Here is a 15,249-nt window from a genome sequence, read left to right as displayed (position 1 = left end):
TAACCCCTCACCTCCCACCGCTGCGCGGCGGGTCCCTCCTCTCCCTCTGGGAGAGGCTTGATTGACCCTCAACCGATCTTCACTCCCGGCGGCGGAACGCTGTCCTCCGGCACGAAGAAGTCCGGCATCAGGGTCGCGGTCGGGTCGACGGCATAGGGCGTGAAATCGGTGACGCCCTGCTCGTAAAGGAAGCTGTCGTCGATCAGGAAATTGCCCGAGAACGCGCGCGATGGCTTGCCGAAGATCGCGTGAGCCGCGTCCGCCATGATCTCGACCTTGCGGCAGTGGCGCAGGCCTTCCTCGCCGGTCAGGGCGAACTGGATGGCGGCGGTGGCGATGCCGGTGCGGGGCCACAGGGCGTTGAAGGCAATGCCGTCGCCGCGGAATTCCTCGGCCATGCCCAGCACGCACAGGCTCATATTGTACTTGGCCATCGAATAGGCGACGTGCGGCGCGAACCAGCGGGGCTTCATGTCCAGCGGCGGCGACAGCATCAGGACGTGCGGGTTTTCGGCCTTCTTCAGGTGCGGGATACAGGCCTTGGAGACCAGGAACGTGCCGCGACCATTGACCTGATGCATCAGGTCATAGCGCTTCATCTCGGTCGACAGGGTGCCGGTGATCGAGATGGCCGAGGCGTTGTTGACGCAGATGTCGATGCCGCCGAACCGAGCCACGGCCTTTTCGACGGCCTCATAGACGGAAGCTTCCTCGCGCACATCGACGATCAGCGGCAGGGCCTGGCCGCCCGCGGCCTCGATCTCGGCGGCGGCCGAATAGATCGTGCCCGGCAGCTTGGGATGGGCCTCGGCCGTCTTGGCGGCGATGACGATATTGGCCCCGTCGCGCGCCGCCCGCAGGGCGATGGCCAGGCCGATGCCGCGCGAGGCCCCGGTCACAAACAGGGTCTTGTTCTTCAGGCTCATTTCGGGTCTCCACGGGTTTTAAGCAGATCGACGGCGGCAGCCACGAAGCCGAGAATGAAGGCCATCTTGGCCACATGCGCGATCGGACCGTGATCCTTCAGGATCAGGCCCGCAAGGCCGATGACAAGGGCGGTGATCCACAGGCCGGCGGCGATGCGGAACGCTCCCCCGGCCCGCAGCAGATCCACGCTCCAGACGGCCATGCCGATCGACCAGACGCTGGACGCGATCATGTAGGACGCCTCGCCAAAGATGCTGGCTGACGAGGTCCGCACCAGCATCACGCCCAGCAGCGCCAGGATGAAGCCGGCCAGAGCGACGGGACCGGTCGACCGTCCGCTCACGGAGCGAACGCCCAACATGCCGAAGACCAGCAGCAGATCGATGGTCACATAGACGAGATGCGGCCAGGGCTCCGCGAGGCGCGGATAGATCAGGAACGGCGCCAGAACATCGATGGCCGCGCCGAGAATCGTGGCGACCCCGGCCAGCCGCAGGACAGAACGGCTCTCCATCAGGCGCCGGCGCCCGTCGTTTCCACCGACAGCGCCCACAGGCGCTCGGCCGCCTCGGGGTCGAGGGCGTGGGGCAGGACCCCGGCCCAGGGCTTTTCCTTGGTCCAGGGCTCGGCCTGGGCCAGGTCTTCCAGATAGAGCCCGCCGACACCTTCCAGCTCGTCGCCGACGGCGGCCCAGACGCTGGTCGAGGCGCCCTCCTCCGTCGTCTTGAAGCCGTCGCGAACCTTGCCGTGGTCGTCGATCCAGCCCAGGGCGATCTGCTCCTCGATCGGCAGGTGGCGCTGCAGCGGGGTCATGATCCCGCCCGGCATGACGGCGTTGGCGAACACACCCTGATCCTTGAAGCGCTTGTTGAAGCCAACCGCGAACAGGGCGTTGGCGGTCTTGGCATGGCCGTAGCTTTCCCACTTGTCGTAGGCGCGGGTCTTGTAGTGCGGGTCATCGAAGTTGAAGCCCGCCCGGCGGTGGCCGATCGATGACAGCGACACCAGCCGCGAGCTCTTGCCCGACTGCTTGGCGCCGGCGATCAGGTTCGGGGCCAGCAGCACCGACAGCAGGAAGTGGCCGAAATGGTTGGTGCCGACCTGCATCTCCAGCCCGTCCTCGGTATAGGTCAGGGGGCTGGCCATCACGCCGGCGTTGTTGATCAGGATGTTCAGCGGCTTGTCGCCCCAGCGCTCGGCGAAGGCGCGGATCGACTTGAAGCTGGAGAGGTCCAGCATCGACCAGGAGGCTTTCGCGCCCTTGGCCGTCTTGTTGACCTCGGCGACGGCAGCTTCGGCCAGGTCCGGCTTGCGGACCGCGATGATGACCTCGGCACCGGCTTCGGCCAGGGCGCGGGCGGTCTCGACGCCGATGCCGGTGGCGGCGCCAGTGACGATGGCGATCTTTCCGGTCAGGTCATGGCCGGCGACCACGTCGCGGGCCGGGGTGTAGGGCGAAAAGCCCGAGGTGATGCGGTCGGCCATGTCGTTCTCTCCCGTGATTTTTTTGGTATTCGGAACGCTCACTAAAAACTGTCATCCCGGCCGGACTCCGGCGGAAGCCGGGGGGCGAGCCGGGACCGCGACACGCTCAGAGCTTCCGGCGGTCCCGGCTCGGCGCGCTTCGCGCTTGGCCGGGATGACAGTCCATCAGGCCACCTTGCTGAAATCGGCCGGACGACGCTCGGCGAAGGCCATGAAGGCTTCGCGGGCTTCGGCGGTCTGCAGGCGTTCGGCGAACAGGGCGCCTTCGGTGTCCATCAGGGCGGCGATCTTTTCGGCGTCGCGCATCAGGCGCTTGGTGGTGGTCAGGGCGCCCAGGGGTCGCTTGGCCAGTTGATCGGCCGAAGCCCGGGCCCGGGCGCGAAGCTCGTCCAGCGGCACCACCGCGTTTGACAGCCCCCAGGCGGCGGCGGTCGTCCCGTCCACGGCTTCGCCCAGGGCGAACATGGCATAGGCGCGGGCATGGCCGATGCGGGCCGGCAGCAGCCAGCTGGAGGCGGCCTCGGGCACCAGGGCCAGGTTGACGAACGGCGTGGTCAGGCGGGCGTCGGGGCTGGTGAACACCAGGTCGCAGTGCAGCAGCATGGTCGTACCCACGCCGACGGCCTGGCCATGCACGGCGGCGACCAGCGGGCGGGTGGCGTTGGCCAGCGCCTTGAGGAACCGCCCCACATGCCGCTCGCCGCTGAAGCCGCCCGTGGCCTGGGCGGTGAAGTCGGCCAGGTCATTGCCGGCCGTGAAGGCGTCGCCATCGGCCTGGAACACCACCACCCGCACGGCGGGGTCGGTCTCGGCCTGCTCCAGGCTGTCGGCCAGAACCCCGTACATGGCGTTGCTGAGGGCGTTCTTCTTTTCCGGACGCGACAGGGTGATGGTCATCACGCCGGCGTCGATCTCAACCTTCACATGCTCGGTCATGCGGCGTCTCCTTTGGGGAACTTGGTTTGCAGGCTCATCAGCCAGCGGGCGACCACGGCGATCTCGTCGTCGGAGAAGCCCTCGGTCAGATTGGCGTTGATGCTGTCGAGGCCGCCCTTGGCGTATTGGCGCGCAGTGCGGCCCTTTTCGGTCAGGTACAGCCGCATGGCGCGGCCGTCGGCGGGGTCGGGGCGGCGCTCGACCAGATCCACCCGGGTCATCCGGTCGATCAGGCCGGTCATGGCCGAGGGGGCCAGGTCCAGAGCCTCGGCCGCCTCGCCGATCAGGGCGCCGTCGCGCTGGCCCAGAAAGAACAGCACGCCCGAATGGGCCGCCGTCAGCCCGCCCTTGGCCGCCATCGCCGCCTCGATCCAGCGCTGAACGCGCCGGTTGCCGGCGTTGAGCAGGAAGACGAGACGGCGGTCAGGCGGCACGGTCATGGCGCGACGCTAATACTTCGCGCACGAAACATCAAACAGTTGTTTCGACGACCTCCACGGCGCCGTACCAGGCCACGCCCTCCGCGTCGGTGTCGCGGCGGACCACGCCGCGATGCATCAGGCAGTTGAGGTGGGCCAGGGCCTCCCCCGTCGCCATGCCGAGCAGATCGGGACCGATCGGCCGGGCGAACAAGGCCCCGAACACATCCACCGCCCTTTTGGGCTCGACCACCTTGGTCGCCAGCCGGCCCAGGCCGCGCTCATGGCCGCTGATCAGATGGTCGATACGGGCGTGCAGGCCGTGGAAGGGATCGTTGTGGGCCGGCAGCACCAGCACGCTGTCGGGCACGGTCGCCTTGACCTTGGCCAGAGAACGAAGCCAGTCGCTCAGGGGATCGGCCTCGGGCTCGGTCGGAAACACCGAGACGTTGGACGAGATGCGCGGCAGCACCTGGTCGCCGCTGATCAGCACGTCCAGCTCCGGGCACCACAGGCAGGCGTGATCGGGCGAGTGGCCCTGCCCGGTCACGACGCGCCAGGTGCGGCCGCCGATGTCAAAATCCTCGCCGTCGCTGAGGCGGCGATAGCTGTCGGGCAGGGCGTAGATCGCCTTTCCAAAGCCGCCGAACCGGGCCTTGTAGTTTTCGATGGCGTCCTCGTCCCAGCCGGCGGCCTTGAAGAATCGCACGCCGTCCTCGGGCGCCTCGCGGCCGGTGTCGGCCACCAGCATCCGGCACTGGAAATATTCGAGTCGGGTCATCCACAGACGGCAGTCGAACTTGCGAACGATCCAGCCGGCCAGGCCCACATGGTCGGGATGCAGGTGAGTGCAGATCACCCGGGTGATCGGCTTGCCGCCCAGGGCGCCGGCGAAGGCGGCCCGCCAGGCCTGGCTGGTCTCCTTGGTCTGCACGCCCGTATCGACGATCGCCCAGCCCTCGCCGTCGGCAATGGCCCAGACATTGATGAATTGCAGCGACCCGCCGAGCGGCTGACGCAGCCACAAGACCCCTGGCGCAACCTCGACCGCCTCGCCGGTTCCCTGCTCGGGAGCGGTCTCGAACGGATAGACCAGCCGGGGCCTGCGCGGTTCTGTCACATCCTCTTCAAGTCCGTCGCGCATGTGTCGTCCCTTCCCGCCATGTTTTCGCTCACGTGGGAGGACATCTTGACCCCCAACGCAAGGGCGCGCTTATGTCCGCGCGAGGAATCCACCCAGGAGAAGTTTCCCATGAGGCCATTCGCGATCGGCTTGGTTGCCGCCCTCGCGCTCGGTGCGCTCGTGCCGGCCGCCGTCATTTCGGCGCCGAAAGAGAGCAAGGACAAGCCAAAGATTGACGCCAAGGCGCGTGAAGCGGGGATGAAAGACGCCCCCGCCATCATGCAGGCCCTGAACGCCGGCTGTACCGTCACTGATGCTCGCCTGATCGGCGCCGACAAAAAAACCGCCACCGCCTATTATGAGGTGGCCTGTCAGGACAGCATTGGTTTTGCCCTGATCGCCAAGAAGGACACGCCGCCGCAAGCCTTCACCTGCCTGGAGTCCAACGCTCCGGCCGCCGACGGCAAGCCCAGCGCCCTGGCCTGCATCTTGCCGGGCAATGAGGATCCCAAGGCCGGCCTGAAGCCCTTCGTCGCCAAGGCCGGCGCGGTCTGCGACATCGAAAACGCCCGCGCCATCGGCTCGGGCGCCAAGAACTCCTACTTCGAAATCGCCTGCAAGGGCGGCACCGGCTACGTGATGCAGACCGCCAACCCGGCCACTGCGGCCGGCGACGTCGTCGCCAACAGCTGCCTGCTGTACGAAGAAGGCGCCAATGTCAGCTGCAAGCTGACCGACAAGGCCACCCAGCTGGCCATCGTCGACACCCTGACCGCCGCGTCGGGCAAGAGCTGTACGGTCAAGGACAAGCGCTACGTCCTGAGCACCAAGGCCGACAACTACTTCGAAGTCGCCTGCGCCGACGGCAAGGGCTACATGCTGCAGCAGACCGCGGCTGGCGGGGCTCTTGCCCGCACCATCGACTGCTCCCAGGCCGCCTTCGTCGGCGGCGGCTGCACCCTGACCGATTCGGTCGCGGCGCAAACCGAGCAGGCCGGCCTCTACAGCAAGCTGTCGACCAAGGGCGGCTTCAACTGCGATGTCGAAAAGTACGGCATGCTGCCCAGCCAGGACCCCAAGAAGGAAATCGTCGAGCTGAAGTGCAAGAACCGTCCGGACGGTGCGATCGCCATCTTCTCGAGCGGTCCGGCCGTGATCTATGACTGCCTGTTCGCCGAAATGAACGGCTATCGTTGCAGCTTCTCCAAGCAGGACATGCTGTTCTCGCGCCTGTCGGCCGATCTGAAGGCCTATGGCAAGGGCTCGTGCGAGGTCTCCGGCGTCCGCCTGGTCGGTCGCAACGAGACTGAAGGCTATTTCGAAGTCGCCTGCTCTGACGGCCTGCCCGGCTGGGTGATGAGCTATCCGGTCAACACGCCCAATCCGAAGTCGAAGGAAATCCTCGCCTGCTCGCAGGCCAAGGGCATCGGCGGCGGCTGCAAGCTGCCGACCAACGTCAAGAAGAGCTGATCGGGTCGCAAGCCTGAAACAGCAAGCCCGCCGGGAGCGATCCCGGCGGGCTTTTTTGTCGCCCGGAGTCCGGCCCCGAAGTCCGGCAAAGCTCCCTCAGCGCAGGCTCATCACCTCGTCCAGGGCCAGCTTTTGCTTGGCATGGGCCGGGACAGTCGCGTCCTGTGCCGGGTGGCCAACCACCAAAAGGATATAGGGCTTTTCATGGTCCGGCCGCCCGAGGGCCGTGTTGAGAAAGCCCATCGGGCTAGGCGTATGGGTCAGGGTCGCCAGACCCGCCTCGTTGAGCGCCGCGATCAGGAAGCCCGTCGCAATGCCCACCGATTCGGGCACGTAGTAGTGCTTGATCTTGCCGCCTGTCGCGTCGACGCCATGCCGCTGGCCAAAGATGGCGATCAGCCAGGGCGCGGTTTCCAGGAACGGCTTGTCGGCGTCGGTGCCCAGGGGCGTGAGGGCGTCGAGCCAGGCCTCGCCGGCCCGGCCGGCGTAGAATTCCCGCTCCTCGGCCTCGGCCGCAACGCGAAGTTCCGTCCGCAAGGGCCCCGGCCCAATCAGGACGAATCGCCAGGGCTGCTGGTTGGCGCCGCTGGGCGCGGTGGCCGCCGCCGCGATACAGCGCTCAATGACCGCCTGTGGCACGGGACGATCGCTGAAGGCGCGGATGGTGTGACGGCGGCGAAGCCGGGCCAGGGCCGCCTCCGCACGCTCCAGCATCTGCTCGTCGGTCAGATCCCAGCGATCCGGCAGGGGCAGATGGGCGGGTTCAGCGGTCATGGCTCGCCTATCGCATCGCGGCTTCAATGAAGTGAGGACCCGGCGTCGTCATCGCCTCGGCCATGGCCGCGTCAAAGGCCTCAGACGTCTCGACCCGCTGCGCCGGCATCCCCAGACCCGTCGCCAGCGCCACCCAGTCGATCTGCGGGTCGCCCAGGTCCAATAGTCGTGAAGCCTTGGGGCCCGGCTCGCCGCCACCGGTGCGGCCCATCTCGATGCCCAGGATGCGATAGGCGCCGTTGGCGAAGATCACCACGGTGACGTCCAGCTTCTCGCGGGCGATCGTCCACAGGCCCTGCACCGTGTACATGCCCGCGCCGTCGCCGTTCAGGCTCAACACCTTGCGGTCGGGACAGGCCACCGCCGCGCCGAGCGCAACCGGAATGCCCTGGCCGATGGCCCCGCCGGTCAGGCTCAGCCAGTCATGGGCGCGGGCGTTGCGGGTCTGGGTGAAGATCGGCAGGCCGGCGGTCACTGCGTCGTCGGAAATGATCCCGCCGGTCGGCATGTGCCGGGCGATCGAGGCCCCCATGGCCCAGGCGTCGAACTTGGGGCCCGGCGCGGCCGGTTCGATATAGGCCTCGACCGCGCCGTGGGCCGGCGCCCCCAGGGCGTCGGCCAGGGCGTTCAGCGCGGCAGGCGCATCGACCTCGCGACCGCACAGGGTCTCCAGCGCGCAGCCGTCCGGAACCAGCACGCTGGGGCGGTCGGGATAGGCGAAGAAGGCTACCGGCTGGCTGGTCCCGGCCAGCACGATCAGATCAACGCCGGTCAGGTCCTTCAGGGCCTGCTCGCCGAAATACATCATCTTGTCGGGTCGGAACCGTCCCTCGCCCCGTGACTGGCGGGCGGTGAAGGTGTCGGTCAGCACGCGGACGCCCGCGGCGGCCAGGCGTCCGGCGGCGGCGATCCCCGCCTCGCCGCAGGCGCTGGAACCCAGCAGGATGGTCGGCTTGGCGGCGCCCTTGATCGCGGCGGCGACGGCGGCGACGGCCGAGGCGTCCGGCGCGGCCGGGCGCGGGATCTCGATCACCGGCCCGGCGGCGTTGGTCTCGTTCCAGGCGCTGTCGGCCGGCAGGATCAGGCAGGCATTGCCGCCCGGCGCGCCGAAGCTGGCGGCCACGGCCTGCGCGGCCAAGGCGCCGACCTGGTCGGCGCTCTCGGCCGACTTGACCCAGATCGAGTTGGGCGCGGCCATCGCCGCGATGTCGGAATTGAGCGGCGCATCGTACTGGCGGTGATCGGTGGCGTGGTCCCCGATCACATTGACGATCGGCGTATAGGCTCGCCGCGCATTGTGCAGATTGGCCGCGCCATTGGCGTAGCCGGGACCGAGGTGCAGCAGGGTGCAGGCGGGCTTGCCGACCATGCGGCCATAGCCGTCGGCCGCCCCGGTGGCGACGCCCTCGAACAGGCACAGGATCGAGCGCATGCGCGGCTCGCGGTCCAGGGCCGCGACGAACTGCATCTCGCTGGTGCCGGGATTGGCGAAACAGGCGGTGACGCCGTTGTCGGCCAGGGTGGTGATCAGGGCGTCCGCGCCGTTCATGGTCTTCTCCGTACCGTATTCCTTTCCTTCCAACATTTCGGGCGCCGCGCCAACGGTGGTTGCGCATCACCGGCAAGCTGAAGCAGTCTGAACGCGCCGAGGCCTCGCTACAGAACGAGCCGGCGGGGGGGACGACCATGACGCAATCCACCACTCTGGCCCGCTGGGTGCTGATCGCCTCGATCCTGGCCGGGGTCAGCTATGTCTTCGCCTGGGGACTGGGCCTGCCGCAGGCCGCCGAACTCACCTGGAAGGGCCTGGGCGTCAGCCTGCTGGCCGTCTATGCGGCCCTCAAGGCGCGCGATCTGGACGGCTGGCTGCTGGTCGCGGTGATGGCGTTCGGCGCGCTGGGCGACGTGCTGCTGGGCGCCATGGGGCTGACCGTCGGGGCTCTGGCCTTTCTGGCCGGACACTTGATCGCCATCGGCCTCTATCTGCGCAACCGCCGGCCGAGCCTGTCGCGCAGCCAGCTGGCCCTGGCCATCGTGCTGGTCCCGGCCACCGTCACCATCGCCTGGCTGCTGCCCGCCGACCGGGCCGGCGCGCCGGGCGTGGCGCTTTACAGCCTGGGCCTGTCGCTGATGGCCGCTACCGCCTGGACCAGCCGCTTTCACCGCTTTCGCGTCGGGATCGGCGCGGTGATGTTCGTGGTCTCCGACCTGCTGATCTTTGCGCGGTCCGGGCCGCTGCCGGACAATTTCCTGACCGGGCTAGGCGTGTGGGGGCTGTATTATTTCGGGCAGCTGCTGATCTGCGTGGGGGTGGTGCAGGGGCTGGCAAAATCTCCCACTCTCCCCGGCGAAGGCCGGGGCCCAGATCGAACCCAGGGAGCCTGACGCTTGGCCAAGGCCGCATCCCGGATCATTCCCAAACGCTCGGGCTGAATCTGGGCCCCGGCCTTCGCCGGGGAGAGCGGTGTTTTTGTAAGGCTCAGAACACCATCACCCCGTCATCCGGAGCCTCGGCGAACAATCGCTCAAGCTCGACAGGACGCCGGTCACGGGCCAGGGCCTGATTGATATAGCCCTTGTCGGTCAGCTCGCCCGAGACGGCGTCCGGGGCGCCGTCGAGGATCAGGGCGCGCGCTACCTTGCCACCGCCCTTGGCGGCAGCGTTCAGCCGCTCCAGCCCCTCGCGCACCGCGGCGCGCACGGCGGCCGCATCACCCAGTCGCCCGGCGGCGGTGGGGTCGATGAACAGCATCAGCCCGACCCCATCGCGCCCCTCGCCACAGACCAGGGCGTCGGACACCACGCCGCCGATCGCCGACACCGCCGCGACCCTCAAGGCGCCGGCAGCCACGAAGGTGCCGCTGGCCAGCTTGAAGTTCTCGACCAGGCGCCCGTCGAACACCAGACCCGCAGCAGGGTCCTCGGGATCGGCCAGCCGCGCGGCGTCGCCCAGGCGGTAGAAGCCCTCTTCGTCGAAGGCGTCACGGGTGGCTTCGGGCTGATCCAGATAGCCTGGCGAAACCTGCGGGCCCTTGACCCGGATCTCGAACTTGTCGCCGGCCGGAACCAGTTTGACCGCCGTGCCCGGCGTCGGCAGGCCGACCATGCCCGAGCGGGCGTTGTGCCAATGGATGTTGCAGGCCGTCGGCCCGGTCTCGGTCGCGCCATAGCCGGCCGCGAAGCTGACCCGCTCGCCGATGGTGCGCACCGCCACGGCCTGGATGCGGTCAAGAATCGACTGGGCCATCGAGGCCCCGCCATATTGCAGTACACGGACCTTCTCGAAGAACTTTGCCGCCAGAGCCGCATCACGCTCCAGCTCGCCCACCAGCAGGCCCCAGCCGGCCGGAACCATGTTGTGATAGGTGGTGGCCACCTCACGCAGATTGCGCAGGGTCTCGGCAAAGCGCGCGGGCGTGGGCTGGCCGGCGTCGATATACAGCGTCCCGCCCCGGTGCAGCACCATGTGCAGGATGGCGTTGGCCCCCAGGCTGTGGCTCCACGGCGCGGAATTGACCAGCACCGGCGGCTCGGGATCAGCGTAGCAGGCCTCGATCTGGGCGGCGTTCAGCGCGATATTGGCGTGGGTGCAGACCACGGCTTTCGGCTTGCCCGTCGAGCCTGAGGTCAGCAGCAGCTTGGCGACGTCAGCGGGCTGGCAGGCGGACCCAACCGGCGGCGCGTCGAGAAGATCCGTAAACGGAATATCTGTCGCACGGGGGTTGAGGCTGGCGATCACCGGCAGACCCGCCAGGAACGGCGCCTGCAGAGCACTTGAGAACGCCTGGGCGTCGTCGGCATAGACCGCCGCCGGCTTCAGCCGCGCCACCGCGAATTCCAGGCGCGAGAGGTCGGCGCCGGCCAGTCCATACTGCGGCGACACCGGCGAGATGGCTGCGCCAAGACTCATGGCGGCATAGCCGATCAGGGCATGGTCGATGCCGTTGCGCGCCAGGATCAGCAGCGACCTGTCGGGACCAAGGCCCAGGGCCGTCAGCCCGCCGGCCAGGGCTTCGATCCGGCGTTTGGCCTCACCATAGGTGATGGTCCGCCAGCCCTCGCCCTCTCGCTCGGCCAACCAGACCCGATCCGGCGCCTCGACGGCCCAGCGGGCCAGCGGCGCCGTCACCGTCTGGACAGCATCCGAATAGGGCATGGGATTGCGCAGGATCAGCGCATCGCCGCGTCGTTCGACATCGAGGGCGCGCGGGGCGTAGCGGGCGTCGCGGAAGGGCGCGGTATTGGGAGATGATCCGTCCATCCTCCCTTATCCCGCGCCTCATACGCCTGTTCAATCCATGACAAGCGCGGCTCGGCGACGTTCCAGCCACAGCCGCTCGGCGGGGGCGGGATCCAGGGCCAGGGCCGCGTCATAGGTCGCGCTGGCCTCAGCGGGCCGATCCAGGCGCGCCAGCAGGTCGGCGCGGACGGCATGGAAGGGCGCAAAGGCCGTCAGTCCGGCCGGATCCAGCCCCTCGACCTGGGCCAGGGCCGCCTCCGGACCGGCCACCTCGGCCAGGGCGACGGCGCGGTTCAGCCGCAACACCGCGTCATCGCGCCAGGCCAGCAGGGCGTCGTAGAGGGCCAGCACCGCGCCCCAGCGCGGCGGCTCCCGCAGGCTGCTGCGACCGCACCAGACCGCATGGATCGCCGCCTGCAACTGGCGGGGCCCCGGGCGCTCCAGGTCAGCGGCGCGACGCAGCAGGCGCTCGGCCTCGGCGATCAGGGGTCTGCGCCACAGGGCCGGGTCCTGCTCCGACAGGGGCACCATGGCGCCGGTCTCGTCCAGCCGGGCCGGCCGCCGCGCCTCGGCGTAGCGTGCGAGCGCCGCGAAGGCGAGGCCTTCGGGCTCGTCCGGCAAGAGCTCGACCAGCACCGCCGTCAGGTCCAGCATCTCGCGGGCATAGCCGGCGTGGGGCCCCGCCCCGGCCGCGTCGCTATGGGCGCGCCCATAGGCCACTTCCAGGGTCGAGAGCACGGCGCCGAGCCGCTCGTTCCAGGCCTGTGGTCCGGGGATCTCGAAGGGCTCTCCCGACTGGGCGATCCTGCGCTTGGCGCGGGTCAGGCGCTGAAACATCGCCGGCTCGGCCACCAGGAAGGCGCGGGCGATCTCGCGCACGCTGAGGCCGCAGACCAGCCGCAGGGTCAAGGGCGCGCGCGCCTCGACCGGCACGACCGGATGGCAGCAGACGAAGATCAGCCGCAGCCGCTCGTCGGGGATCAGGGCCTCATCGGCGGTCATGGCCTCCTCCACGCTGGGCGACGGTTCGGGCGGATCGGGCGCGAGACGCCGCCGAACGGCGCGTCGCCGAACGGCGTCCAGCGCCGCGCGGCGCGCCGTGGCGTACAGCCAGGCGGCCGGATCGTTTGGCGGCCGCGACGGCCAGACCGCCGCCGCGCGGGCGCAGGCTTCAGCAAAGGCCTCCTCGGCCAGGTCCAGATCGCGGAAGGCCGCAGCCAGGGCGGCGATGATCCGCCCGCCACTCTCGCGTGCGACCCGGTCGAGACCCTCCGCCCTGGGCATCAGCGCCTAGCCGGGGCCGCCGGTCGGTCGCACCTCGACCTTGCCGCCGGGCGACAGCGGGATCTTGCGCGCCCAGGCGATGGCCGCCTCGCGGTCGGGCACGTCGACCATGTAGTAGCCGCCCAGCTGCTCGTGGGTCTCGGCGAACGGGCCGTCATGCATCACGCCGTCCTTGCTCACCGTGGCCGCCGTGAAGGTCGGGGCCAGTTCCGAGCCGCTCCAGTCGATCCCCGAGGCCGCCAGGTCCGCACCCAGCTTCATGTGCTGGGCGATGATGTCGGCCAGCAGCTTTTCACCCGCCTCGCCGGCGTAGTTGGCCTCGTTCTCGTAGATCAGCAGCATGTACTTCATGGCGGGTCTCCCATCCGGCAGGCGCACGACGCGCCGCCTTCAGGGCACAGACGCGCGAGGTCGGCGGGATTCGACAGGGGGTCGGGAGAAATGTCGAGGGGGCGCCCGCCAGAAGCGGGGATCGCGGCTACGGGTTGGGGCCGCTCTCGACTTGCGGTTCGACGGCCTCCGGCTCGGCCTCCTCGACCTCGGTCTCCACCGGGCGAGCGGCGGGCAGGATGATCTCCGGCTCGACGGCCTCGGCCGCGACGTCCGGCGCAACCGGTTCGGGCTCGGCCTCGACAACGAGAGGAGCCTCCCCCACCGTCTTCGCCTCGGTCAGCAGCGCCTTGGCCGCCTTGACCACGGTCGCCACCGGCAGGTCGCTCATGTGGCGGATGGCTTGCGACAGGTCGGGATCCACGGCCAGGAACTGCTCGAAGGCGCGAGGCCCCCGCACGGCGCGGGTCAGCGGGCCCCAGGGCGCATAGCGGCGCTCATCGGAGGGGCCAAACAGGCCGATGGTCGGCGTGCCGGCGGCGGCGGCGATGTGCATCAGGCCGCTATCATTGCCGATGAACAGGTCGGCGCGTTTCAGACAGGCATAGGCGGTCAGCAGATCGACCTTGCCGGTCAGATCCACGCAGCGACCGCGCGCCGAGGCCATGCGCAGCTCCTCGACCATGCGGGTGTCTTCGGGCCCGCCCAGGATCAGCAGGCGGCCGCCGGCCATCGGGCCATCGGGGCCCAGCAGTTGTCCGGCCGTCTGGGCAAAGCGCTCGATCGGCCAGACCTTGCCCACCCAGTTGGCGGCGGGGCCCATGGCCAGCAGGGGCCCCGCCACCTCGCCCGGCTTGGCCGCCAGCATCTGGTCGGCCAGCGCCTGGACCTCAGGCGTGATGTAGAGATGCGGAGCCGGCGGCGCGCCCTCCAGCTTCAGCACCCGGGCCGCGTCGATCACCTTGTGAACGACCTCGCCGGGGATCTTCTTCCAGATCGCCCGCTTGTCACGGCGCAGGAACAGGGCCGTGCCCGAGCCGCGCAGATCGACGATCAGGCTCCACTTCTTGTGGCGCACCTGGTTCCACAGCTTGAACCAGTGGCCCTTGCCCTTGCCCTTCTCCATGACGATCACCCGGTCCAGACCCGGCACATGGGCGAACAGCGGCGCGGCCAGGGGGCCGGCGACGATGGTGAAGCGGGCATTGGGAATTTCATCCGCCAGCATGCGGATCAGGCCCGACGACAGCACGGCGTCGCCGATCCGCGTGGCGGTGATGAAAAGAATCGGGAAGGCCCGCTGTGTCATCGGCCCATCTATAGGGCCATCGTCGAGTCGGCGCATCCCACGATGACTGCTGAAGTTTCCGTATATTCCCCCTCTGGCGCGACACGCTGTCGCACGCCACATGTAGGGGATGACGACGCCCGCCATCGCCCAGCTGACCTCCCGCGCCGTGATCGCCGTCAGCGGCCCCGACTGGCGATCCTTCCTGCAGGGCCTGATCACCCAGGATGTTGAGGCCCTGGCGATCGGCGAGCTGCGCCTGGGCGCCATCCTCTCCCCGCAGGGCCGGCTGCTGTACGACCTGTTCATCGCCGGAACGGAAGGCGGCGCCCTGCTGGACGTGGCGGCCCAGTATCGCGAGGCCATCATCCTGCGCCTGACGATGTATCGCCTGCGGGCCAAGGTCGAGTTCGGGCCCAGCGACCTGACCGTCACCGCCCTGTGGCCGGCCGACGAGACCCTGAAGGCCGATGAAGGCTTCTATCGCGACCCGCGCCTGCCGCAGCTGGGCGCCCGCGCCTACGGCCTGGCCGCCGCCCCGACGGCGGACGAGGACGCCTATGACACTCACCGCCTGGCCCGGGGCGTCCCGGGTCCGGCCGACTGGCTCAGCGACAAGACCTATCCGATCGAGGCCAATTTCGACCTGCTGAATGGCATCGACTTCAAGAAGGGCTGCTTTGTCGGCCAGGAAACCACCAGCCGCATGAAGCGACGCGGCACGATCAAGACCCGCATGCTGCCGATCACCTTCGACGGCCCAGCCCCGGCCTTCGGGTCCGAGGTGCTGGCCGGTGAGCTTCGGGCCGGCGAGGTGTTGTCGGGCCGGGAGGGCCGCGCCATGGCGAGCCTGCGGCTGGACCGCATCAAGGACGGCGGCCTCACCGTGGACGGGCGGCCGGTCAGCGTCGACTGGCCCGGCTGGATGCCCGCCGCCTGAGACCGTTCACGAAAAGTTCTGGAAATCACCGCG

15 protein-coding genes are annotated in these 15,249 nt (G+C 69.0%); 3 read left to right on the top strand and 12 right to left on the bottom strand.

Annotation, left to right across the window (positions count from 1 at the left end; translation table 11 throughout):
• Positions 1-68: 68 nt before the first annotated feature.
• From ACN2C8_RS01425 to ACN2C8_RS01400, 6 genes are all read right to left on the bottom strand, one after another.
• Positions 69-926 (bottom strand): SDR family oxidoreductase, encoded by an 858-nt coding sequence (locus tag ACN2C8_RS01425; protein ID WP_419254029.1) that lies wholly within the window; start codon positions 924-926, stop codon positions 69-71.
• Positions 923-1,441: a hypothetical protein gene (locus tag ACN2C8_RS01420; RefSeq protein ID WP_419254028.1), complete on the bottom strand. Its 519-nt coding sequence runs from the start codon at positions 1,439-1,441 to the stop codon at positions 923-925. Before ACN2C8_RS01420 ends, ACN2C8_RS01425 begins: the two co-directional genes overlap by 4 nt.
• Positions 1,441-2,412 (bottom strand): SDR family NAD(P)-dependent oxidoreductase, encoded by a 972-nt coding sequence (locus ACN2C8_RS01415; protein ID WP_419254027.1) that lies wholly within the window; start codon positions 2,410-2,412, stop codon positions 1,441-1,443. The genes ACN2C8_RS01420 and ACN2C8_RS01415 overlap by 1 nt, the downstream gene beginning before the upstream one ends.
• 165 nt (positions 2,413-2,577) lie before the next feature.
• On the bottom strand, positions 2,578-3,348 hold the full coding sequence (locus ACN2C8_RS01410; RefSeq protein WP_419254026.1) for an enoyl-CoA hydratase: 771 nt from the start codon (positions 3,346-3,348) through the stop codon (positions 2,578-2,580).
• Positions 3,345-3,788, bottom strand: coding sequence for a MarR family winged helix-turn-helix transcriptional regulator (locus tag ACN2C8_RS01405; RefSeq protein ID WP_419254025.1), 444 nt, complete (start codon positions 3,786-3,788; stop codon positions 3,345-3,347). Before ACN2C8_RS01405 ends, ACN2C8_RS01410 begins: the two co-directional genes overlap by 4 nt.
• 31 nt (positions 3,789-3,819) lie before the next feature.
• Positions 3,820-4,911: an MBL fold metallo-hydrolase gene (locus tag ACN2C8_RS01400; protein WP_419254024.1), complete on the bottom strand. Its 1,092-nt coding sequence runs from the start codon at positions 4,909-4,911 to the stop codon at positions 3,820-3,822.
• 108 nt (positions 4,912-5,019) lie between these two features.
• Between ACN2C8_RS01400 and ACN2C8_RS01395 the strand changes: the two genes are divergently transcribed.
• A complete protein-coding gene (locus ACN2C8_RS01395; protein WP_419254023.1) occupies positions 5,020-6,360 on the top strand; it encodes a hypothetical protein in 1,341 nt (446 codons plus the stop codon).
• A gap of 96 nt (positions 6,361-6,456) precedes the next feature.
• Here the strand turns inward: ACN2C8_RS01395 and ACN2C8_RS01390 are convergent, their stop codons facing one another.
• Complete coding sequence (locus ACN2C8_RS01390) at positions 6,457-7,134, bottom strand: nitroreductase family protein (protein WP_419254022.1); 678 nt, start codon at positions 7,132-7,134, stop codon at positions 6,457-6,459.
• A gap of 7 nt (positions 7,135-7,141) precedes the next feature.
• A complete protein-coding gene (locus tag ACN2C8_RS01385; RefSeq protein WP_419254021.1) occupies positions 7,142-8,683 on the bottom strand; it encodes an acetolactate synthase large subunit in 1,542 nt (513 codons plus the stop codon).
• A gap of 137 nt (positions 8,684-8,820) precedes the next feature.
• Here ACN2C8_RS01385 and ACN2C8_RS01380 point away from each other — a divergent pair, with 137 nt between their 5' ends.
• A complete protein-coding gene (locus tag ACN2C8_RS01380; RefSeq protein ID WP_419254020.1) occupies positions 8,821-9,519 on the top strand; it encodes a lysoplasmalogenase in 699 nt (232 codons plus the stop codon).
• A 94-nt stretch (positions 9,520-9,613) separates the two neighbouring features.
• Here ACN2C8_RS01380 and ACN2C8_RS01375 read toward each other — a convergent pair whose 3' ends face one another.
• From ACN2C8_RS01375 to ACN2C8_RS01360, 4 genes are all read right to left on the bottom strand, one after another.
• Positions 9,614-11,395: a feruloyl-CoA synthase gene (locus ACN2C8_RS01375; protein WP_419254019.1), complete on the bottom strand. Its 1,782-nt coding sequence runs from the start codon at positions 11,393-11,395 to the stop codon at positions 9,614-9,616.
• A 30-nt stretch (positions 11,396-11,425) separates the two neighbouring features.
• Positions 11,426-12,658, bottom strand: coding sequence for an RNA polymerase sigma factor (locus tag ACN2C8_RS01370; RefSeq protein WP_419254018.1), 1,233 nt, complete (start codon positions 12,656-12,658; stop codon positions 11,426-11,428).
• A gap of 6 nt (positions 12,659-12,664) precedes the next feature.
• Positions 12,665-13,009, bottom strand: coding sequence for a YciI family protein (locus ACN2C8_RS01365; protein ID WP_419254017.1), 345 nt, complete (start codon positions 13,007-13,009; stop codon positions 12,665-12,667).
• A gap of 127 nt (positions 13,010-13,136) precedes the next feature.
• Positions 13,137-14,297: a glycosyltransferase family 9 protein gene (locus ACN2C8_RS01360; RefSeq protein WP_419254016.1), complete on the bottom strand. Its 1,161-nt coding sequence runs from the start codon at positions 14,295-14,297 to the stop codon at positions 13,137-13,139.
• A 109-nt stretch (positions 14,298-14,406) separates the two neighbouring features.
• On the opposite strand from ACN2C8_RS01360, the gene ACN2C8_RS01355 reads away from it, so the two are divergent.
• Complete coding sequence (locus ACN2C8_RS01355; protein WP_419254015.1) at positions 14,407-15,216, top strand: YgfZ/GcvT domain-containing protein; 810 nt, start codon at positions 14,407-14,409, stop codon at positions 15,214-15,216.
• Positions 15,217-15,249: the final 33 nt, after the last annotated feature.

The sequence above is a fragment of the Caulobacter sp. ErkDOM-C genome (genome assembly GCF_048541825.1).
GTDB lineage: Bacteria > Pseudomonadota > Alphaproteobacteria > Caulobacterales > Caulobacteraceae > Caulobacter.
The sequence above is the reverse complement of the archived record's forward strand: the minus strand, read 5'-3'. Positions and strand labels throughout refer to the sequence as shown.